Origin of the sequence: Stenotrophomonas chelatiphaga (genome assembly GCF_001431535.1) — a bacterium.
Lineage (GTDB): Bacteria > Pseudomonadota > Gammaproteobacteria > Xanthomonadales > Xanthomonadaceae > Stenotrophomonas > Stenotrophomonas chelatiphaga.
Map to the genome: position 1 here is coordinate 26,507 of NZ_LDJK01000033.1, position 20,973 is coordinate 47,479.

A 20,973-nucleotide genomic window follows, 5' to 3' on the forward strand; every position below is an offset into this window, starting at 1 on the left:
GCGTCCCCCTGAATGGTGGGACGCTGCGGCTTGCGATGGATCAGGTGCGACGCATCAGATGCCGCGCGTCGGGCCCTTGTCCAACCGCGGATCGGCAAGCAGCGCATCTTCCCAGCCGCGTTTCACCGCATGCTGCGCCTGCAACCACTCCAGTCGGCTTTCGCCACGTTCGGCTGCCCAGCGCGTCTGCAGCTCGCGCTCCACTTCTTCATACGCACGGATGACATCCTGTGCGCGTGACTGGTGGCCCAGCCGGTAGGCGGGTTCGTAGTCATCGAAGGACGAGCTGGCATCGTAATAGGGCTCGCTCGGATAGCGCTCACGCCAGTAGTTGGCAAAGGCTTCGCGCTGTACGCCGTCTTCCGGCACGCGGCCGGGGATCTGGTAATCGGGGCTCATTCGTCGGCTCCGTCTGTGGTCGTTGGATGAGGCTCCATCCTGACAACGAGCCGGTTAACGGCCCGGACCCGGCGCGTGAGCGCAGCGTAGAGCCGATCCGCCGGCCACCGACGCATCAACCGTCCTTGCGCGGGAACAGGTAGATCACCGCGCCCACGGCGAAGGCGGCCAGCGCGGCCAGGATGTTCGCCCAGCTGGCGCTGGCAAACAGCGCCAGGCACAGCACCAGCGCCAGGACCGGAATCAGCGGCCCTCCCGGCATCTTCAGCGCGCCGGGGCGGTCGGCGTAGCGCTTGGCCAGCACCAGCACCGCGGCGGCCGTGCCGATATAGGCGAACAGCCGCGTGGTCATCGACAGCAGCGCCAGTTGCACGAACGAACCGCTCAGCGCCAGCAGCAGCGAGATGATGCCCTGGCACAGGATCGCCGCCGCCGGCGTGCGGAAGCGCGGATGCACGTGGGCCAGCACCTTCGGGCCATAGCCATCGGCGGCCAGTGCATACAGGAAGCGCGGGCCCATCATCATCGTGTTGCTGTTGGTGCCCAGGATGGAGATCGTCGCGCCCACGGTCAGGATCAGCGCCAGGGCCTCGCCGCCGAAGCCCGCTGCGGCATCGGCCAGCGGCGTGGCCGAGCCGGCCAGGCCGGGCAGGGTGCCCTGCGCCACGATCTGCACCGCGGCGTAGATCACGGTGACTGTGATGATCATGGTGATCAGGGCGAACGGGATGTCACGCCGCGGATTGCGGTACTCGCCCGCGGCGGCCGGGATGTTTTCAAAGCCGGCATAGGCATACAGCAGCAGCAGCGCCGCCTCGCCCATGCGCTGCAGGTCGTGCGGGTCCGGACGCTGCCCGGAGAACGCCAGCTGCGGGTCGATGTAGAACGCACCGATGGCCACGAACAGCAGCAGCGGCACCAGCTTGCCGATCACCAGCACCACCCCGGTGCGTGCCGCCGAGCGCACGCCGATGATGTTGACCCCGGTCAGGAAGGCGAGCGACAGCACGATCACCGCGATGCGCCCACCGCCGCTGCCGGCCAGCGGCCAGAAGCGCGCCACCGCATCGGCCAGCGCGTTGCTCAGGGCCGCCGCCGAACTGATGCGGGTCAGCCAGATCATCCAGCCGATCTCGAAACCGGCGAAGCGGCCGAAGGCCTCGCGGGCATACAGGTAGCTGCCGCCAGGTTCGTCGAAGTAGCTGGCGGCCTGCGCGTAGCACAGCACCAGCAGCGCGACCACGACGCCGGCAGCAAGCACGCCCCACAGGCTGAACGGCCCGAGCAGCATCACCGTGGCGGCCGGCAGCAGGTAGATGCCACTGCCGATCACATCGTTGATGGACAGGCCGACGATCTGCCAGCGGCTGACCGCGCGCTGCAGGCTGGGGGTGGGCTGGGTGTCCGGCGCGCTCACCGGGCGTGGCCGTTGGCAGCGGGCAGGGCAGGCAGCTGCCATGCCTGCTGCAGGCGCGCGTATTCGTCGCGCGGCAGCAGCACGAACACCGGTGCGCTGCGCGGATCCAGCCAGGCCAGCAGCTGGTGCATGTGCGCGGCGGTCATCGCGGTGCAGCCGGCGGTGGCCTCGCCTTCCCTGCGCCACAGGTGGGCGAAGATGCAGCTGCCCTGGCCGGGCACGTTGCGCGGGTTGTGGTTGATCACGAAGCCCTGCTGGTAGCGCACGTCGCCGTGGTTGTGCAGGTCAAGCCGCATCGGTTCGGTAGACCCTTCCACGGCCTCGGCGCCGACCCGCCCGGCATCGACGAAGCGGTTGTAGTACGGCGAATCCGGCACGTCCATGCAGTAGCTGCTTTCCTGCATCGGCTGCCAGGGGAGGGCGGTGTCCGCCTGCGCTGCGTAACCGAACGCGGTGCCCAGCGCGAACACCCCGGCCGGGCTGCGCCCATCGCCTTCGCGCTTGCTCGGCAGCGCGTCCGTCGCTGGATGCAGACCGATGCCCCAGGCGCTGCCGCTGCGGCCCAGGGCCACGTCGAACGCGGCGCCTTCCGGCTTCCAGCCGTGGTCGGTGCGGGCGAACGCCTGCAGGCGCCCCTGCGTGCTGTTCCAGCCTTCGCTGGTGACCACCACCACCTGCCTGGCACCGTCCAGCGGGCTGACTGCCCACGCCGGACCGGCCAGTAACAGGGCTGCAACGGCAAGGCAACGCAACAGCGACTTCATGGGCGGCTCCGGTCAGGTATCCAGCAGGTGTTCGATGCGTTCCAGGTTCACCGCCAACTGGCGGTTGCGATCCGGATTGGCGTCGCACAACAGCACGAAAACAAAATCCAGCAGGGACTGCAAGGACGCACGGTACAGCACCTGCGCCATGTGCGGCGCGCGGTCTTCGGCGCATACCGCAAGCGAGGCATCGGCATGGGCACGCAGCGGGTTGGCGGTGTGCCGGGTGATCGACACGACCTTGCCGCCCAGGTCCTGGAACTGCCGCGACAGCATCGACAGCTGTGGCAGCTTGCCGAACTCGGAGAACACCAGCATCACATCACCGGGGCGCGCAGCGGACAGGTTGGCCAGCATCAGGATCGGATCGGCGTGGTGCACCACCAGCATGCCCAGCAGGGACAGCCGCATCGCGAATTCGCGCGCGTACAGGCCATCGTCGCCCAGCCCGTACACGAACAGCTTGGGCGCCGCATCGACCAGGGCGACGATGCGCTCCACGTCCGCCTGCGGATTGGCCGCACGCGTTTCGTCCTCGGCTGCCGCCTTGCTGGCCTGCAGCGCCTGGGCAATGCGCAGGTACCCGTCCAGCCCTTCGGCGAGCGCAGGCGGTGAGGCCGGAGCGGCGCCGCTGCGGGCCACGTCCTGGCCGATGGAGAATTTCAGGTCCGGATAGCCCCTGAAACCCAGCTTCTGCGCGAACTTGACCACGCTGGACTGACTGATGCCCAGCGCGCTGGCCAGCTGCTGCGAGGAGTAATCGCGCAGCAGGTGCGCGTTCTCAAGGATGAAATCCGCGATGCGGCGCTCGATCGCCGACATCTGTCCGCGCTCGGCGCGGATCTTCAGCAGCGGCGGCATGCAACAGCATCCAGGGCGTTACCGCAGCGGACCGCACTCACGCCAGCATCTCCAGTCCACGTACTTCGGTGATGCCCAGCCCCGGCGCGTCGCTGATGCTGATTTCCGATTCGTTGAAGGTAACACCGCCGCTGACCGGGTCGAACTGGCCCAGCGACGGCCCATCCAGATCGACCTTGGTGATCACATCGCTTTTGGCCACCGCCAGGTGCACCGCGGCGGCCACGCTGATGCTGGATTCGATCATGCAGCCGATCATGCACGGCACACCGTGGATGGCGGCGATGTCGGCGATGCGGATCGCATTGGACAGCCCACCGGTCTTCATCAGCTTGATGTTGACGATGTCCGCGGCGCGCTGCTGGATCAGGTCGATCACCTGGCTGGGATTGAACACGCTCTCATCGGCCATCACCGGCGTGTTGACCCGGTCGGTGACGTACTTCAGGCCGGCGATGTCAGCGGCCTTGACCGGCTGCTCCAGCAGTTCCAGCACCACCCCCGCCTCTTCCAGTGCCTGCATCGCCTGCACCGCCTGCTTGGCGGTCCAGCCCTGGTTGGCATCCAGCCGCAGCAGCGCACGGCCCTGCACGGCGGCGTGGATGGCCTTGACCCGTTCGATGTCCAGGCCGATGTCCTTGCCGACCTTGATCTTCAGCGATTCGAAGCCGCGATCCAGCGCGGACAGGGAGTCGGCGACCATCTTGTCGATGTAGTCCACGCTGATGGTGATGTCGGTGGTGATCACCGGATCGCCACCGCCCAGCATCTGGTACAGCGGCGCGTCGTGCAGCTGCGCCCACAGGTCGTACAGGGCGATTTCCACCGCGGCCTTGGCGCTGCTGTTGCGCTCCATCGACGACTGCACCAGGGCGCACAGGCGGTTGAGGTTGGCCACGTCCTGGCCGACAAGCCGCGGCTTGATGAAGTGGCGGATCGCTTCGATGATCGACCCGTGCGTATCGCCGGTGATCACCGCGGTCGCCGCCGCTTCACCGTAGCCGGTGTGGCCGGTGTCGGTGCGGATCATCACCACCACGTCCTCGACGGTGTCGACGGTGCGCAGCGCGGTCTTGAAGGGTGTCTTCAGGGGCACGCGCAGCATGCCCAGTTCGATATCGGTGATTTTCATCAAGGCGTCTGTCGCGTGCTCTGCGGGCGCACCCGCTGGATGTTGGTGATGCGGTCGATGTAGCGCAGGTCATCGCTGGCCATCATCGGCTCCAGCGGGGTGACCGATACACCGTTCAAGTGCGCCTGGATGCGGGTGCCGTCCTCGCCTTTCCAGCTGCCGCCGGCGGTGTCATGGATCACCCAGGTACGGCCGTCGACGTGGCCGATCGCCATCATCACGTGGCCGGGGATGTACACCAGGTCGCCCACCTGCAGTTCGGCCACGGCGCGCTCGCGTCGGGCGGCGCCGTCCTTTTCGGTGAAGGCGATGCGATCCAGCGCCGGGCTGATGCCCTGCGCGCTGGTATTGCGCGGCAGCAGCACGCCGGCGCTGCGGTAGATCTCCGAAACGAAGCCGCTGCAGTCGCGGGTGTCGTAGTCGTGGCCCCAGCCGTAGCGCTCGCCCAGGAATTTGTACGCCTGGGTGAGCAGAGTGCGTGGGGTCAGCGGCAGGTAATCGGCGCTACTGTCCTGCGAACGCGGCAGCAGCGCGGGCACCAGCTTCAGCGCGCCATCGGCTTCGCGTACGGGCAGTTGCACCACCCAGCTGGCGTGCGCCTGCTGGCCGTTGACCGCCTGTGCCGGCGACCACTGCGCCAGCACTGGCAGGCGCACGCCCATGTCCAGCTGCAGGCGCGAAACGCGCGGCTCTTCCGGCGTGAACGCGGTATGCGCCACCGCGCCGGTGATCACCCGGTACGGGCCGGTCGCGGCGTAACCCAGCACCGTGTCCCTGCTGCCGGTGGCCACGTACTGCGCTTCGATCCACGCGCTGTAACGCTCGCTGTGGACGAAAAGCCACGCGCCATCGGCGCTGCGGTGGACCACCGCGACCTTGTCGCCGGGGAACAGCGCCGATTCCTGGAACCGGTCGATGTCGGTGTTTTCGGTGCTGCTGAAAACACGCTGCCGGGTCGGGAAGGTGCGCAGCGCCGCGCGGTGCACCACCAGCCCGTACTGCGGCGCGGTGCGGGCGGGCAGCCTGTCCAGCGCGAGGTTGGCTTCGATGTCGGCACGCTGGCCGGCCGGGATCGCGGTGCCGTGGGCGTCATACAGCGCCCGCGTCGGCCAGCGCGACAGCGCGGTGATCGATTCGCGCAGCGTGGCGGCGGGCAGCGACGCGGGCAAAGCCGCGATGTCCTGGATGTGCGGGTCTTCAGCGCGCATGCGCGTGTTCTGCGCGGCGATCTGGGTGCGGTCCAGGATCAGCGCATCGGCATCGGGCAGCCGCGCGGCCCAGTACTGCGGCGTCAGATAGGCCTCGTGCAGGCCGATGACATAGGGCAGGGCGGGGCCGGGATCCGGCGTGGCGGCCGGCGCGCGCGTAAGCGCTGATGCCGCGCTGCTGCCCAAGGCCAGGCACAGGGCCAGCATCAGGACACGGCGGGTGCTGCGGGGAGCCAGGAACATGCGGCAGTGACCCTCTTGGAAAGCTGTCGGAATAGTTATTCCTTTCGTCGCGGAACGCAAGAATAAATTATTGACCCTCATCTCGCTGCGTGTTACACAGCGGTTACCACCCGCGCTGGGGAAGTGTCGCTGTGGATCCGGTCGTTCGCAAACTGTTGCTGCCTGCTGCTGCCTGCCTGTGCGCGGCCGTGGCGTGGGCGCAGCCTGCAGCCGACGCGGCCACGCCGATACCCGCTGCGGCGTCCGATGCGGCGGTGATCGCGATGATCGACCAGGGGCGATTCGCCGAGGCCAACGCGCTGCTTGATGCGTGGCTGGCGCGCCCTCCCGGTGGCGTCGATCGGGATGCGCTGACCTTCCAGCAGGAGCGCATGCGGCGCATACGTCTGGACTTCAGCCTGGATGAAGCGGCCGCCAAGCAGAAACTGCGGCACTGGATCCCCGACCTGCGCGATGACGAGTTCGCGCGCTGGGATTCACAAGGGCTGATCGAGCACCTGGATATCGATGGCGAGCGGCGGTACTTCAACCGTGCCCCGGCCAACCTGTTCCGCCTCAGCAGCGAGGCCCGCGCACGCCGCCGTGCCGATGCCCCGATGCCGGCCGATGGCCCGTACGAAAGGCTGGCCCCGTACCACGCGCAGGTGGTGGCTGCGGCCGCGCGCAGCGGCGCCGATTCGGTGCTGCCGCAACGCGTGGAGGTCACCCAGTCCCTGGTGGTGAAGGCCGATGCGGTGCCGGCCGGCGAGACCGTGCGTGCCTGGATTCCGTATCCGCGCGAAATCCCCGGCCAGCAGGAGCAGCTGCAGTGGATCGGCAGTTCGCCGTCCGGCGCGCAGTTGGCACCGGCCAGCACGCAGTTGGCACCGGCCAGCACGCTGCAGCGCACCGCCTACCTGGAAGCGCCGGCCGTGGCCGGGCAGCCGACCCGTTTCCAGATCCGCTACGCGCTGACCGTCAGCGCCCGCCACACCGCGATTGATCCTGCTGCGGTGCAGCCCACGCCGAAAGATGCGGCGCTGGCACCGTACCTGGCCGAACAGCCACCGCACGTGCGCTTCACCCCGGCACTGCGCGCCTATTCCGAACGCGTGCTGCAGGGTGAGACGCGGCCGCTTGAAGTGGTGCGGCTGCTGTATCACGCGGTTGACCAGATCCCGTGGGCCGGCGCGCGCGAATATTCCACGATCAGCAACATCAGCGAACATGCGCTGCAGGCCGGCCATGCCGACTGCGGCCAGCAGACCCTGCTGCTGATCACCCTGCTGCGCATGAACGGCATCCCGGCGCGCTGGCAATCCGGCCGCGTGTTCTCCGACAACGCGATCGGCTACAGCAACCTGCACGACTGGGGCGCGGTGTACCTGGCGCCGTACGGCTGGCTGCCGATGGACGTCACCACCGGTGCACTGGACAGTGACCAGCCGGCGTTGCGCGACTTCTATCTCGGTGGCATCGACGGCTACCGGATCGCCTTCAACGATGATTTCGGCCAGGCCTTCGTGCCGGCCAAACAGCACTTCCGCTCGGAAACGGTGGACTCGCAGCGCGGCGAGGCCGAGTGGGCAGGCGGCAACCTGTACTTCGACCAGTGGGACGACCAGTTCCAGTGGACGGTACGGCCTGCAGGCGGCAAACCCAGCGCGACACCCTAGTCAACCACACCGTTCAATTTCTGCAGGAGAGAGCAGGGGATGAAGGCAATCAGCATCAAGCGGGCGGCGTTGGCCGTCGCCCTGGGCGCGTGCCTGGGCATGATCGTGCCCAGCGTCGCAACGGCACAGACGGTTTCCGGCGCAGTTGCCGGCCGGGCCACCGCCGGTGACCTGGTCACCGTGGTCAATCGCGGTACCGGGCTGACCCGTTCGGCCACCACCGCCAGCGATGGCAGCTACCGCCTGGGCCAGCTGCCGGTGGGCGATTACACCCTGCAGCTCAGCCGCGACGGCGCCGCCCTGGGCGAGCCGGTCAGCGTCAGCGTCGCCGTCGGTGGCACCACCACGGTGAACCTGGCCAGCGGTGGCGGGGTGGTCAACCTGGATGCCCTGCAGGTGGTCGGTTCGCGGGTGATCAACCGGGTGGACGTGTATTCCACCGAGACCTCATTCAACGTCAACCGCCAGGAAATCTCGCGCTTGCCGGTGGCGCAGGACCTGTCCGCCGTCGCCCTGCTGGCGCCGGGCGTGGTCGGGGGCAACTCGTCGTTCGGCGGGCTGTCCTTTGCCGGTTCCTCCGTGGCCGAAAACGCGGTCTACATCAACGGGCTCAACGTCACCGACATGTACACCCGGCGGGGCTTCTCCAGCGCACCGTTCGGCTTCTTCCAGGAATTCCAGGTCAAGACCGGCGGTTATTCGGTGGAGTTCGGCCGCTCCACCGGCGGGGTGATCAACGCGGTGACCCGCTCGGGCAGCAATGAGTTCGAAGGCGGCGCGGAAGTCACCTTCGAACCCAATGCCTGGCGCTCGGCGGCACGCGACCATTTCCACCGCGACGGCTCGCCGCACGCCTACGCCAGCACCGACGCCACCTCGTTCACCAAGACCAACGTCTGGGGTTCCGGCGCGCTGGTGAAGGACAGGCTGTTCTTGTTCGCGATGTACGAAAAGCGCGATACCGATGGCAACAACACGTCATCCGATGGCCGCACGTGGTTCGACAACAGTGGCAACGATGATTTCTGGGGTGCCAAGCTGGATTGGAACATCACCGACAACCACACCCTGGAACTGCTGGCGTTCTCCGACGAGACCGAAACCACCCAGGCCTCGTCCGGCTACACCTGGGACACCCGCACGCTGGGCCAGTGGGGCGGCGACACGCTGACCGACGGCGGCGGCAAGAACTGGTCGGCCACCTATACCGGCCGCTTCGGCGAAAGCTTCACCGCCAAGGCGATGGTCGGCCAGAACAACCAGCGGGCGTTCTCCAACTCCACGCTGGACCTGTACTGCGATGCCGTGTTCACCGATGCCACCTATGCACCCTACCTGGGCCAGTTGAACGGCCTGCGCGCCGGCTGTCATCCCACCGGCACCGCCATCGCCGAACGCGATGACACCCGCGATGCCGCGCGGCTGGACTTCGAATGGGCACTCGGCCGCCACCTGCTGCGCTTCGGCGTGGACCGCGAACTGATGACCACCGAGCAGTCCACGCGCTACCCGGGCCCGAGCCAGATGACCTACACCGCGTACGCGGCGCGGCCCGGCGATGAGGTGTGGGACGGCGCCAACGCCTACGTGCCGGCCGGGGTCAACCAGATGCTGCGCGCGCGCAACCGCGTGTCCGGCGGCACCTTCGAAACCGAGGCCAATGCCTTCTACCTGGAAGACATCTGGAACGTCACCTCCACCCTGATGTTGAACCTGGGCGTGCGCTGGGACCGCTTCGAGAACCGCACCGCCGATGGCGATGCCTTCATCAAGATGGACGACCTGATCGCACCGCGCGTGGGCTTTGCCTGGGACATGAAGGGTGACGGCAGCACCAAGCTGTTCGGCAACGCCGGCCGCTATTACCTGCCGGTGACCAACAACATCAACGTCAATTTCGCCGGCGGGCTCACCGACGAATACACCTACTACGTGCTCAACGGCTGGCAGCAGCAGAGCAACCCGGTTACTGGTGCGCCGTACATGGCGCCGGTCATCGGCCAGCAGGTCGGTCCCACCGACACCCGCATGAACACCGGCGCGGCCGATCTGCGCCAAAGCGTGGACAAGGACCTGAAGGCGGTCTACCAGGACGAATACATCCTCGGCTTCCAGACCATGATCAACCAGGCCTGGTCGTGGGGCGTCAACGGGACCTACCGGCGCATGACCCGCGCGCTGGACGACATGCGCCTGAACTACACCCCGTGCGGTCCGACCGGCAGCACCCTGTGGCCGATCGCCAACCCCGGCGAGAGCCTGACCATCTGGGGCGATTCCAGCATCGGCTGCGCCGAGGAAGGTTGGATCACCATCGACACCGCCAACAGCGGCTACCGCAAGGGCGGCAGTGGCGACGTGGTCGGCTATTCCAAGCCCAAGCGCACCTACAAGGCGCTGGAGTTCCAGCTGGACCGTGCGTGGGACGAAAAGTGGATGTTCAACGCGTCCTACCTGTGGTCCAAGAGCGAGGGCAATTTCGAAGGCCCGGTGAACTCGGACACCAACTACGGCGACACCGGCATGGTCCAGCACTGGGACCACCCTTCCAACAACGAACGCTACGGGTCGCTGTTCAACGACTTCCGCCACCAGTTCAAGTTCCGTGCGGCGTATGCGTTGAACGAACAGTGGTCGTTCGGCACGACGCTGCAGGTGCAGTCCGGTGGCCCGATCACCGCCTTCGGCGTGATGTGGCCGGGCGACACGGTGGCCGGCGGCAGTACCTCCAGCGAAGGCAGCGGGGGCGGCACCGGCTGGCTGTGCGTGGCCAACTGCAGCGGCAGCTACGACCAGCGCGTGTTCGAGCCTACCGCCCGCGGTGCGTTCGGCAACCTGCCGTGGACGTGGACCATGGGCGCCAACGTGACCTGGCGGTTGCCGGTGGACGGCATCGACCTGAGCGCGCGGCTGTCGGTCTACAACCTGTTCAACAACCAGACCGTCATCAACGTGCACCAGCGCTATGAAAGCCAGCCGGGCGTGTACCGCGAAGCCACGTTCAACACCGGCACCCGCTGGCAGGCACCGCGTTACGCGCAACTGGTGGTGGCCTGGAATTTCTAGCCCGGCATCGACGGCCGACGGCCCCGGTAGTGACGGCCGTTGGCCGTCAGCTCTTGCCCTGGTGGGTGACGACCGTTGGTCGTCACGCTCTTGCCCTGGTAGTGACGGCCGCTGGCCGTCACGCCTTTGCCCTGGTGGGTGACGACCGTTGGTCGTCACGCTTCAGCTCCTGCCGCTTCGCTCGCCGAGCATGGCTATGTCGGTCGTCCTGACCGACACCCTGCGGGCCGTCGCAAGCGACGTTGGCAGCGGCTCCTGCCGCTGCCTTCGGCGCTACCCGCCCACGCTGAAGGTTGATCCCATGTTCGCGCCCCTGCTGCTGTTCGCCCTGGCAGCCCCACCGTTCGACGCCATGTTCGAACGCACGATGCAGCGTGAGCAGCTGCCCGGCATCGCCATGGGCGTGGTGGACGACGGCAAGGTGGTCTACCGCCGCGCCGAAGGCAGCCGCGGCGATACCCCCGACGCCCGCATCGACGCCGATACGCTGTTCAAGATCGCCTCCAACAGCAAGGCGATGACCGCCGCCCTGCTCGCCCGCCTGGTGGAACAGGGCAAGCTGCGCTGGGACGATCCGGTTCGCAGGCACCTGCCGTCCTTCACGATGTTCGATCCCTGGGTGGGCGAACAGATGCAGGTGCGCGACCTGCTCATCCACAACAGCGGACTCGGCCTGGGCGCCGGCGACCTGATGCTGTGGCCGGAACCGAACCACTTCACGCGCGCCGACATCATCGCCGGGCTGGCCCACCTCAAGCCGGTCACCAGCTTCCGCAGTGGCTATGCCTACGACAACCTCATGTACGTGGTCGCCGGTGAAGTGGCCGCCGCAGCTGGTGGAAAACCGTATGACCAGCTGATGCGCGAACAGGTGTTCATCCCGCTGGGGTTGTCACGTTGCCAGGTCGGCGCGTGGTCTCCCCCGGCCGTGGGCAACATCGCCCAGCCCCACGTGCGCCGCGAGGGGCGCAACGTGGTGATCGCTGCGGACGGCGTCACTAGCCCGGATTCGCCGTCGATGGCGGCCGGCGGCATCCGCTGCTCGTTGAACGACATGCTGCGCTGGATGCAGGTGCTGCTGGATCCGTCGCAGGTGCCGGGCTGGCTGGGCAGTGAACAGCGCCGCCAACTGTGGACGCTGCAGATGCCGATGCCCTTGGGCGAGCGACAACGGCGCTGGGACAACGCGCACTTCGCCGGCTACGGATACGGCTGGCGCCTGTCCGACCTGGACGGGCAGTGGAAGGTGGCGCATACCGGAACGCTGTCCGGCATGTATTCCTCGCTGGCGCTGCTGCCGGACCGCAAGGTCGGCGTGGTGCTGCTGATCAACGGTGAAGGCGAAGATGCGCGCACCGCGTTGATGCAGGCCGCATTGAAGCACTACACCGCCCCGGGCGGCACGCAGGGGGTGGATGGCTGGCTGGACGAACTGGCGCAGGCACGCGCGCCATCGCCGACAGAGGCCGATCCGCTGCCCGATACCCGCACCACAGTGCCGGCGCCGGCAACCGCGCTGGCAGCGCTGCAGGGCCGCTATCGCGATCCGTGGCTGGGCGAGGCGTCGCTGTGCCCGCAGCAGGGAAGACTGCGCTTCAGCGTGGACAAATCGCCGCGGCTGCAGGCCGATGTCGTGCAGGCCGGACCGCGCTGGGTGCTGCGCTGGGATACGCTGGAACCGGCCGCGCAGGCGTGGCTGCAGCCCAACGACACGCCGGTCCCTACGCTGGACCTGCGTGCCATCGACCCGGATATCGACTTCAGCTATGACTACCAGGACCTGCATTTCACTCGCATTGGCGATTGCCCTGGCAACCAGCGCCGGCGCCGCTGAAGCACCGACCGTATCGCCTGCGCGCAGCGCCGCCGAGGCCGGGTTGGTAGACATCCGCACGCGCGCGCCCGGCATCGCGCTGGACATCCGCTACGCCACCTCCAACAACTTCACCGGCCGCCCGGTGCCCGGCTATGAGGCAGCTGCCTGCTATCTGCTGCCGCCGGTCGCCGATGCCCTGGCCAAGGTGGAACGCCAGCTGCGCAGCCAGGGCCATGCATTGCAGGTGCATGACTGCTACCGCCCGGTGCGTTCGGTGCAGGCCTTCGTGGCCTGGGCGCGGGACCCGCACGAAACCTCGCGCAAGGCCATGCAGTATCCGGGCGTGGACAAGTCCCGCCTGTTCGCCGAGGGCTACATCGCCGAGCAGTCCGGCCACAGTCGCGCCGCCACCGTGGACGTGGGCCTGATGCAGTGCGAAGCCGGGCGCTGCACGCCACTGGACATGGGCACCGACTTCGATTTCTTCGGCGTGCGTGCGCACACCGCTGCCGATAGACTCAGCACGCTGCAACAGGCCAACAGGACCTATCTGCTGCAGGCGATGGCCGCCGCCGGTTTCGCCAACTACCCGAAGGAATGGTGGCATTACACCTTCCAGCCCGAACCGGATCCGCACACCGCCTACGACGTGCCGGTGGACTGATTCGCGCAGGGTGCCCGGCCATTACACTGTGGCCATGAACCTTCCCCTCCATTTCGGTCTGCTCGGCACCCTGGAAGCTGCGGGCATCGCCCTGCTCGTGGGCCTGCTGGTGTATTTCCTGTTCCACCACATCGCACGCGTGCTGCGCTGGACCCACGGCCACGCATTGGGCTGGGCCAGCGGTATCGCGGTGGTCATCGGCGCCGGCATCGACATGTGGAAGCTGTTCTACATGGGCATCGTGCGGATGGAATCGCCGTTCTACGCGCGCCTCTACCTGTCCACCATCCACGATCCGAACGAACTGGGCAGCCGCGTGGTGCTGGAGATCATCGGGGCGTTGTCCGGCGTCGCGCTCGGCTGGGTGCTGTTCAGTTCGCGGTCAGCGCCGGAACGTAGTGACGCAGGCTGAATTTCGTTCGCGCCTCGTTAAATCCCCGGCCGCTGAATGCGCACCTTACTTTCCGCTCACTGCCTTCTAACCAAGCCCGTAGCCGATGCCCGGCCCGCAGTGGTTAATGCTGCGTATGAAGGCCGATCGCGCCCCAATTTGCGTTCATCGGCGCGCTGCCAACGTAGGCCCCGTACGGAACACATGGCCGTGCAACATCACATCCAAGGAGACCACCCAATGACTCTTCGTAACCGCAAGCCGCTGATCGCCCTCCTCGTTGCCGCCGGCAGTGTGTTCGCCCTTCCGGCCATGGCGCAGAGCGCCGCACAGGAACAGGCGGCCACTGCACAGGCGCAGGCTGTGCAGGCACAGCAGGCAGCAGCTGCGGCCGGCAACCAGGCGGCTGAAGCAGGCAATGCCGCAGACCAGGCCACCCATGCCGCCGGCCAGGCTGCAGCACAGGCCAACGGGGGCGGCCAGACCTGGGCCAGCATCGATACCGATGGCAACGGCACCATCAGCAAGACCGAGGCGCAGGTGAACGCCGGCCTCGCGCAGGTCTTCGACCAGGCCGACACCAACAAGGACGGCGAGCTGTCGGCCGATGAATACAAAGCCTTCGTGCAGGCCCAGCAGGGCGCCGCCGGCGCGCAGGGCAACTAAGCCCGGCAACACCTGCGTAACGCCGGGCCACGCTCGGCGAGCGCACCGCGCGGCAGCATCAGGCGCCGACCCTGCGTCGGCGCCGCAACAGCCAGGGCGGCCCACGCAGGCCAGTGCGTGGGCCGCCCTGTTATTCTTCACGCATGAAAATATCCACGCCCGCGCGCAGCAGCGCCATCGGCCTGGTTGGTTTTGACGGTGACGACACGCTGTGGAAGAGCGAGGATTACTACCGCAAGGCCGAACAGGATTACCTCGACCTGCTCTCGCACTACATCGACGTGCATGACACGCAGACCGCGCGGCACCTGCTCGACGTGCAGCGGCGCAACCTCGCGGTATTCGGGTATGGCGTCAAGGCGATGACCCTGTCGATGATCGAAGCGGCCATCGACATCACCGACAGCCGGGTCAGCGCAACGCACATCCAGCGCATGCTGGACATCGGCCACGACACCCTGCGCCATCCGGTGGAGCTCATCGACGGCGTCCGCGAATCGGTGGCCCGGATCGCCGAACAGTATCCCGTCGTGCTGATCACCAAGGGTGACCTGTTCCACCAGGAAGCCAAGATCAAGGTGGCCCAGCTGCACGACCTGTTCCCGCGCATCGAAATCGTGTCGGAGAAAGATCCGCAGACCTATGCCCGCGTGTTGGCCGAATTCGACCTGCCGATCAACCAGTTCGTGATGGTCGGCAACTCGCTGCGCTCGGATATCGAACCGGTGGTGACCCTCGGTGGCTGGGGCGTGCACACGCCTTACGCGGTGACCTGGGCGCACGAAACCGAACACGGCGTGGCCGACGATGAACCGCGCATGGTCACCGCCGATACGGCGTGGGACTGGCCGGCCGCGCTGCAGGCCATCGAAGCCAAGGCCGCGGCCGCCTGAAGCGGCTGGCCTGGAACGGCTGACCTGACACGGCGGCCCGGCTGGGTCACAATCCCAGCATGATGCGCCTGCTGAAAACGCTGCTGTTGCTGTCCGTGCTGCTGGTGCCGGCGATCACGCTGGCCCAGCAGACAGCGGAAAAATCGGCCACCTACGCGGTGGACACCGGTGATGCGTGGATCGACACCTGGCTGGCCGACATCAACCACTACGCCGAACGCTATCCGGACAGTTTCCTGGACGAGGTCGCGCGCTACAGCGGGGTGGATCGCGGTTACGCCGCCGCGCTGGTCAACAACCACGGCTGGCACGCGGCCGATGTGTACTTTGCCTGCTTCTGGGCCAAGGCCATCACGTTGAGCTGCCGCGAGGTGGTACGGGCGTTCAGCGCCCACCGCGACGCCGGCTGGGAGGCGGCCGTGGAAGCCTTGCCGGTGCCGCCGGACAACCTGCACAAGCGCGCGCTGCGCCACGCCATCGTGGCCAGCTACCGGCATTGGGATCGCCCGATCACCTTGGATGCCACGCTGCGCCGCCAGCTGGGCGGGGAGCGGTAGCGCCGAGCCATGCTCGGCGGTCTGCCCGATTGCCGCCGAGCGTGGCTATGCCGGTCGTCCTGACCAGCACCCTGCGGGCCGTCGCTGGCGACGTTGGCAGCGGCTCCTACCGCTGCCTTCGGCGCTACCAGCGCCAGCGGGGATGGGCAGGGTTTCAAAGCGGCGATGGCCCGGCGACAATGCCTGCCAACGCATGTTCCGTGTTCCTTGCTGGATACCCCATGAGCGCTGCTGAATTCGTTTCGCCCGATGCCATCCGCCGCCTGTTCGCACAGGCCATGTCGCGCATGTATCGCACCGAAGTGCCGCTGTATGGCGACCTGGTCGACCTGGTCGCGCAGATCAACGCGCAGGTGCTGGCCGAAGACACCGACCTGGCCGCGCAGCTGGAGCGCAACGACGGCCGCGGACGCCTGGATGAAGAGCGGCATGGCGCGATCCGGGTCGGCAGCGCCGAAGAGCTGTCCACCCTGCGCCGCCTGTTCGCGGTGATGGGCATGTATCCGGTCGCCTACTACGACCTCAGCGTGGCCGGCGTGCCGGTGCATTCCACCGCGTTCCGCCCGATCGACGCGGCGGCGCTGGCCGCCAACCCGTTCCGCGTGTTCACCTCGCTGCTGCGGCTGGAGCTGATCGAAGACGCGGAGCTGCGCGCGCAGGCTGAGCAGATCCTGGCGCACCGGCGCATCTTCACCGACGACGCATTGGCGCTGGTCGAACAGGCCGAGCGCGAGGGCGGCCTGCACGCCGCCGACGCCGAACGCTTCGTCGCCGAAGCACTGGAAACCTTCCGCTGGCACAGCGACGCCACCGTGGCGCTGGATACCTACCATGCCCTGGGCAATGCGCATCGGCTGATCGCCGACGTGGTGAGTTTCCGTGGCCCGCACATCAACCACCTCACCCCGCGAACGCTGGACATCGATGCGGCGCAGACGGCGATGATCGAACGTGGCATGGCCGCCAAGGCGGTCATCGAAGGCCCGCCGCGCCGTGCGTGCCCGATCCTGCTGCGGCAGACCAGCTTCAAGGCGCTGGAGGAGCCGGTGCATTTCCCGAAGGACCACGGCGGCGATGCCGGCACCCATACCGCACGCTTCGGCGAGATCGAACAGCGCGGTCTGGCGCTGACCCCGAAGGGCCGCGCGCTGTACGACCAGTTGCTGGCGCAGGCGCGCGAAACCGAGGGCGCCGGCAGCACCGGCGGTGACTATGGCCAGCGCTTGCAGGCGGCGTTTGCCGGCTTCCCGGACGACCACGCCACGCTGCGCAGCGAAGGCCTGGGCTACTACCGTTACCAGCTGACCGAGGCCGGCCGTGCAGCCCGGCAGCGCGTGGCCGAACTGCCGGCTGAAGTGCTGATCGCCGACGGCCTGGCGACCGCCGATCCGATCATCTACGAAGACTTCCTGCCGGTCAGCGCCGCAGGCATTTTCCAGTCCAACCTGGGCGGCGGCGAACAGCGCGCGTATGCGGCGCATGCCAACCGCGATGCCTTTGAAACCGCGCTGGGCGCGCGGGTGCATGACGAGTTCGCGTTGTACGAACAGCTGCAGCAGGACTCGCTGGTGGCGTTGCGCGGCTGACGGTACGCCGCGCAGGCCTCAGGTTCCGGCGTCGCGCTGGCCTGCCTGCCACTTCTGTACGCCGACCGCTTTCCAGTCGATCGAATCTGCAGGCAGCAGGCGGCTGCCACGATGCAGGGCCGGTGCCTTTTCAACCAGCCACTCCCGCAGCACGGCATTGTCCAGCGGGTAGTCGCTGAACAACGTCGCTGCCGGCGTGCCCGCGCGCAGTTGGCGGACCAGCACACCGTCGTAGTGGTCGGCCGTGGGTTCCACGTAGTGGCTGGAGTTGGGCCCCCTGACCCAGTCGCCGATAACCAGCAGCTTCCAGCTGCGCAGGGCCTGGATGTTGGCAATGTGACCCCCTGCATCCAGTGCATGCGCGTGCCATAGCGTCCGCACCTCGCCATGGCCACCATCCTGCAGGGCACCGGCAATCCGCTCGAAGGCGGCCTCCTGCCAGCCCATGCAGCGCACCACGGCGCGGGCCTGCGCGTCATCGCTGTCAGCCGACCCAGCTGATACTGCCAGCGCCGTGCTGCTGCAATGTTCAAAGGCTGCCAGCCCGGCAAGGTCGCGCCGGTCCAGCTGGCTGACCTTGTCGTGCAACTGCGTGAGCGCCTCGCGGTACTGGTTCAACGGTGCGGGATCCTTGAGCCCACCAGGGTTGCGCAGGTACGAGATCGAGGCGGACAGCCCCTTCCATCGACGATCGTCTCCCAGTGCAAGAATGATCGTCTGCAGCACCCTTCCATGCACATCGGCCGCGTGTGCAGCAGGCGTGTCTGAAAGCCATGTCATTGCTGAAGGCAACCCTTCAGTGACGCACAGCCGTCGCGCCCGCCCAAGCAATGCGGGCGCTGCGCTCGCCGGCGCTGGGCGTGAGGCGCAGGGCGCGGGTGGAAGGCAGGCATTGCCAACAGCGTGCAGCTGCGGGGGACTGACGGTGCGGGTTGGTGGGATGTGGGATGGGGTGGACGTGGGCTGCGATGAAACGGGAAGCATGCGGGTCTCGAAGTTGATGACAGAACGCGACTGGCGGCTGCACAGGCGCCTCTGCTGGCCTTGGCCAGGCTGGGTCAGCGCACGTCGGGCAGCGCCGGGTCGGGCGACGGCGCGGGATGAAACTGCCGCAGTTCGGCCAGCGTGGCAGCCGCATCCGGCGTCGGGTCGCGCAGGGCAAACGCCCGCAGCACCGGACCCAGTGGATCGTCTCCGGCGCGCGGGACCATGTTGAGGTCGGTTCCGCCGATGGCCAGCCGTGCCCCACGTTGCCAGTGCAGCGCTTCGTTCAGCACGGTCTCGGCGACATACAGTGCCGGTGCGGTGGCGATCCGGTGCAGGCAGTACGACACATAGGTCGTGAACCCGTACGTACCGTCCATCACCCTGCCATTCACCGCTACCGCACGCAGCAATGCACCCAGTGCGGTGACGTACTCCTGCAGCAACGGCGGCAGTACCGCCGCAGAGGCATCAGGTGCCGGCCCTGCGCCCTGCTGCCGCTGCGCCGCGAGTGCGAGGCACAGGCGGTTGTCATCGGCCAGTGCCAGGGTCACCGTGCGCAGGAACACACTGGCTTGTTCCGTCGGCAGCGAGCCGGCGAACTCCAGCGCCGCGTCGATCACGCGCGGTGCGCTGTAGATCATGCAACGCCGACGCAGGCTGCCCAGCAGGTCGCTGCCTTTCTCGCTGTCGTCCAGCTTGAGCAAGGGCGGCAGGGTGGCAGGCGTATCCGCGCTGTTGCTGTTGCTGACGCTGCGGATGCCGGTGAGGGCGGGTTGCCGGGATGACGATGTTGCAGGTGTTATCACTGCAAAGGCGGAACGTTGACTGGAACCAAGCGGGGAGGGGATGTCCATGCCGCTATCAAAGCGGATGGCATCGCCACCCGCTTGCAGTTTGCGTTCATGCCGGGCAGCGTGCGGGTGCCTGGACGTTGCGGTCACCGCTGGTGCAACGCGGCAGGCACGGTGACGTGCCGCGATGCCAGCAGTGCGGCTCAGGCCTTCATGCTGCCCGTATCCAGCCACCGTTGGTGCCAGCTCAGCGCCTCCGGCAACAGGTGCGGGGTGTGCTTGCCATAGCTGTCCCGGCTGGCGCGGTCGAAGTAATCCTGCAGCTGCGCGCGGAAATCCGGGTGCGCACAGTTGTCGATCACCACCTGCGCGCGCTTGCGCGGGGTCAGCCCGCGCAGGTCGGCCAGGCCCTGTTCGGTGACGATCACCGATACGTCGTGCTCGGTGTGGTCGACATGGCTGACCATCGGCACGATGGCCGAAATGCTGCCGTTCTTCGCCGTGGACGGGCTGAGGAACGCCGACAGGAAACCGTTGCGCGCGAAGTCACCGGAACCGCCGATGCCGTTCATGATCCGCGTGCCCATCACGTGGGTCGAATTGACGTTGCCGTACAGGTCCGCTTCGATCATGCCGTTCATGCCGATGCAGCCCAGGCGCCGCACCAGCTCGGGATGGTTGGATATTTCCTGCGTGCGCATGATGATGCGCTCGCGGTAGAAATCGATGTTTTCCTTGAACGTCTCGTTGGCCTGCGGGCTCAGCGCGAAGCCGGTGCACGAGGCATAGCTCAGCACGCCGTCGCGCAGCAGGTCGAGCATGCCGTCCTGGATCACTTCGGTGAACGCGGCCAGGTCGCGGAAGCCGCTCTTGGCCAGGCCGGCCAGCACCGCGTTGGGAATGTTGCCCACGCCCGACTGCAGCGGCAGCAGGTTGGCCGGCAGGCGGCCCTTGGCCACCTCGTGCTTGAGAAACTCGATCAGGTGCGCGGCGATCTGCTCGCTGGTGCTGTCGATCGGGCTGAACGGACTGTTGCGGTCCGGGCCGTTGGTGCGCACCACCGCCACGATCTTGTCCGGGTCGCAACGCAGCGTGGTTTCGCCGATGCGGTCATTGGCGTGCACCAGCGGAATCGGCTTGCGATGCGGCGGCAGCGCGGTGCCGTAGTAGATGTCATGCATGCCATCCACGCCGGCCGGCTGCCACTCGTTGACCTCGACGATCACCTTCTTGGCCAGGTCCAGCCAGGTCTTGTTGTTGCCCACCGAGGTGGACGGCACCAGCGCGCCGTCCTCGCGGATCGCCGACACTTCGATCACCGCCGTATCGATATCGCCATAGAAGCCGAACCACACGTGCTGGGCGACGTGGCTGAGGTGGATGTCGATGTAATCCAGCTTGCCTTCGTTGATGCGATTGCGCGCATCCGGGTCGCTCTGGAACGGCATGCGCATGGCGATGCCATCGGCCTTGGCCAGCGCGCCATCCAGTTCCGGGGCGGTGGAGGCGCCGGTCATCAGGCTGATCTGGAACGGCAGGCCCTGGGCGTGCACCGCTTCGATGCGGCGGGCCAGTTCCACCGGCACGGCCTTGGGGTAACCCGATCCGGTGAAACCGCTCATGGCCACGGTTTCACCGGGCTGGATGAGCGCGGCTGCGGCCTCGGCGGAGACCACGCGGTCACGGAGACGCGCGTTGGCGATGCGATCTGCAGGCATGACGACGATGTTTCGTGGGGGAAAGATCGATTATCGGCCAAACCTACCCGTACGGGGCCTGCGACCTTGGTGGGATGGCGCTTCCGGCGTGAAGGCTTCTGTACCCTCCGGTATTGTTTTGCAGTGCAGCGTGCAATGTGCTTTTGCAGTCGGCACGAT

18 protein-coding genes are annotated in these 20,973 nt (G+C 67.2%); 9 read left to right on the top strand and 9 right to left on the bottom strand.

What is annotated here, in order from left to right:
• Positions 1–54: 54 nt before the first annotated feature.
• The 6 genes from ABB28_RS08445 to ABB28_RS08470 all read right to left on the bottom strand — a co-directional run bounded on the left by ABB28_RS08445 (position 55) and on the right by ABB28_RS08470 (position 6,024).
• The gene (locus tag ABB28_RS08445; RefSeq protein ID WP_057508208.1) at positions 55–399 is read right to left on the bottom strand and encodes a hypothetical protein; all 345 of its coding nucleotides are present in this window, start codon (positions 397–399) and stop codon (positions 55–57) included.
• A 115-nt stretch (positions 400–514) separates the two neighbouring features.
• Positions 515–1,816 carry an APC family permease gene (locus ABB28_RS08450; RefSeq protein ID WP_057508209.1) on the bottom strand — a complete coding sequence of 434 codons (1,302 nt, stop codon included), beginning with the start codon at positions 1,814–1,816 and terminating at the stop codon, positions 515–517.
• Positions 1,813–2,580 carry a L,D-transpeptidase family protein gene (locus ABB28_RS08455; RefSeq protein ID WP_057508210.1) on the bottom strand — a complete coding sequence of 256 codons (768 nt, stop codon included), beginning with the start codon at positions 2,578–2,580 and terminating at the stop codon, positions 1,813–1,815. Before ABB28_RS08455 ends, ABB28_RS08450 begins: the two co-directional genes overlap by 4 nt.
• A gap of 12 nt (positions 2,581–2,592) precedes the next feature.
• Positions 2,593–3,441, bottom strand: coding sequence for a MurR/RpiR family transcriptional regulator (locus ABB28_RS08460; protein ID WP_057508211.1), 849 nt, complete (start codon positions 3,439–3,441; stop codon positions 2,593–2,595).
• Between the two features lie 37 nt (positions 3,442–3,478).
• Positions 3,479–4,573 carry a dipeptide epimerase gene (locus ABB28_RS08465; protein WP_057508212.1) on the bottom strand — a complete coding sequence of 365 codons (1,095 nt, stop codon included), beginning with the start codon at positions 4,571–4,573 and terminating at the stop codon, positions 3,479–3,481.
• Complete coding sequence (locus ABB28_RS08470) at positions 4,573–6,024, bottom strand: C40 family peptidase (protein ID WP_057508213.1); 1,452 nt, start codon at positions 6,022–6,024, stop codon at positions 4,573–4,575. Before ABB28_RS08470 ends, ABB28_RS08465 begins: the two co-directional genes overlap by 1 nt.
• 131 nt (positions 6,025–6,155) lie before the next feature.
• Here ABB28_RS08470 and ABB28_RS08475 point away from each other — a divergent pair, with 131 nt between their 5' ends.
• From ABB28_RS08475 to hglS, 9 genes are all read left to right on the top strand, one after another.
• Positions 6,156–7,679, top strand: coding sequence for a transglutaminase-like domain-containing protein (locus ABB28_RS08475; protein ID WP_057508214.1), 1,524 nt, complete (start codon positions 6,156–6,158; stop codon positions 7,677–7,679).
• A 39-nt stretch (positions 7,680–7,718) separates the two neighbouring features.
• Positions 7,719–10,745, top strand: coding sequence for a TonB-dependent receptor (locus tag ABB28_RS08480; RefSeq protein WP_057508215.1), 3,027 nt, complete (start codon positions 7,719–7,721; stop codon positions 10,743–10,745).
• A 352-nt stretch (positions 10,746–11,097) separates the two neighbouring features.
• Positions 11,098–12,579, top strand: a complete 1,482-nt coding sequence (locus ABB28_RS08485) for a serine hydrolase domain-containing protein (RefSeq protein ID WP_425479535.1) — start codon at positions 11,098–11,100, stop codon at positions 12,577–12,579.
• A complete protein-coding gene (locus ABB28_RS08490) occupies positions 12,512–13,225 on the top strand; it encodes a M15 family metallopeptidase (RefSeq protein WP_057508216.1) in 714 nt (237 codons plus the stop codon). Before ABB28_RS08485 ends, ABB28_RS08490 begins: the two co-directional genes overlap by 68 nt.
• Positions 13,226–13,259: 34 nt before the next feature.
• Positions 13,260–13,637 (top strand): hypothetical protein, encoded by a 378-nt coding sequence (locus tag ABB28_RS08495; RefSeq protein ID WP_057508217.1) that lies wholly within the window; start codon positions 13,260–13,262, stop codon positions 13,635–13,637.
• Positions 13,638–13,856: 219 nt separating this feature from the next.
• Entirely contained in the window at positions 13,857–14,282 is a 426-nt protein-coding gene (locus ABB28_RS08500; RefSeq protein ID WP_057508218.1) for an EF-hand domain-containing protein, read from the top strand.
• 143 nt (positions 14,283–14,425) lie between these two features.
• Positions 14,426–15,175 (top strand): HAD family hydrolase, encoded by a 750-nt coding sequence (locus tag ABB28_RS08505; RefSeq protein WP_057508219.1) that lies wholly within the window; start codon positions 14,426–14,428, stop codon positions 15,173–15,175.
• Between the two features lie 62 nt (positions 15,176–15,237).
• The gene (locus tag ABB28_RS08510; protein WP_057508234.1) at positions 15,238–15,732 is read left to right on the top strand and encodes a hypothetical protein; all 495 of its coding nucleotides are present in this window, start codon (positions 15,238–15,240) and stop codon (positions 15,730–15,732) included.
• Positions 15,733–15,953: 221 nt separating this feature from the next.
• Positions 15,954–17,318: a 2-oxoadipate dioxygenase/decarboxylase HglS gene (gene hglS, locus ABB28_RS08515; RefSeq protein ID WP_057508220.1), complete on the top strand. Its 1,365-nt coding sequence runs from the start codon at positions 15,954–15,956 to the stop codon at positions 17,316–17,318.
• A gap of 18 nt (positions 17,319–17,336) precedes the next feature.
• Here hglS and ABB28_RS08520 read toward each other — a convergent pair whose 3' ends face one another.
• The 3 genes from ABB28_RS08520 to scpC all read right to left on the bottom strand — a co-directional run bounded on the left by ABB28_RS08520 (position 17,337) and on the right by scpC (position 20,814).
• Positions 17,337–18,044 (bottom strand): hypothetical protein, encoded by a 708-nt coding sequence (locus ABB28_RS08520; RefSeq protein ID WP_152983426.1) that lies wholly within the window; start codon positions 18,042–18,044, stop codon positions 17,337–17,339.
• A gap of 332 nt (positions 18,045–18,376) precedes the next feature.
• Positions 18,377–19,159 carry a hypothetical protein gene (locus tag ABB28_RS08525; RefSeq protein ID WP_152983427.1) on the bottom strand — a complete coding sequence of 261 codons (783 nt, stop codon included), beginning with the start codon at positions 19,157–19,159 and terminating at the stop codon, positions 18,377–18,379.
• Positions 19,160–19,299: 140 nt separating this feature from the next.
• A complete protein-coding gene (scpC, locus tag ABB28_RS08530) occupies positions 19,300–20,814 on the bottom strand; it encodes a succinyl-CoA:acetate CoA-transferase ScpC (RefSeq protein WP_057508223.1) in 1,515 nt (504 codons plus the stop codon).
• Positions 20,815–20,973: the final 159 nt, after the last annotated feature.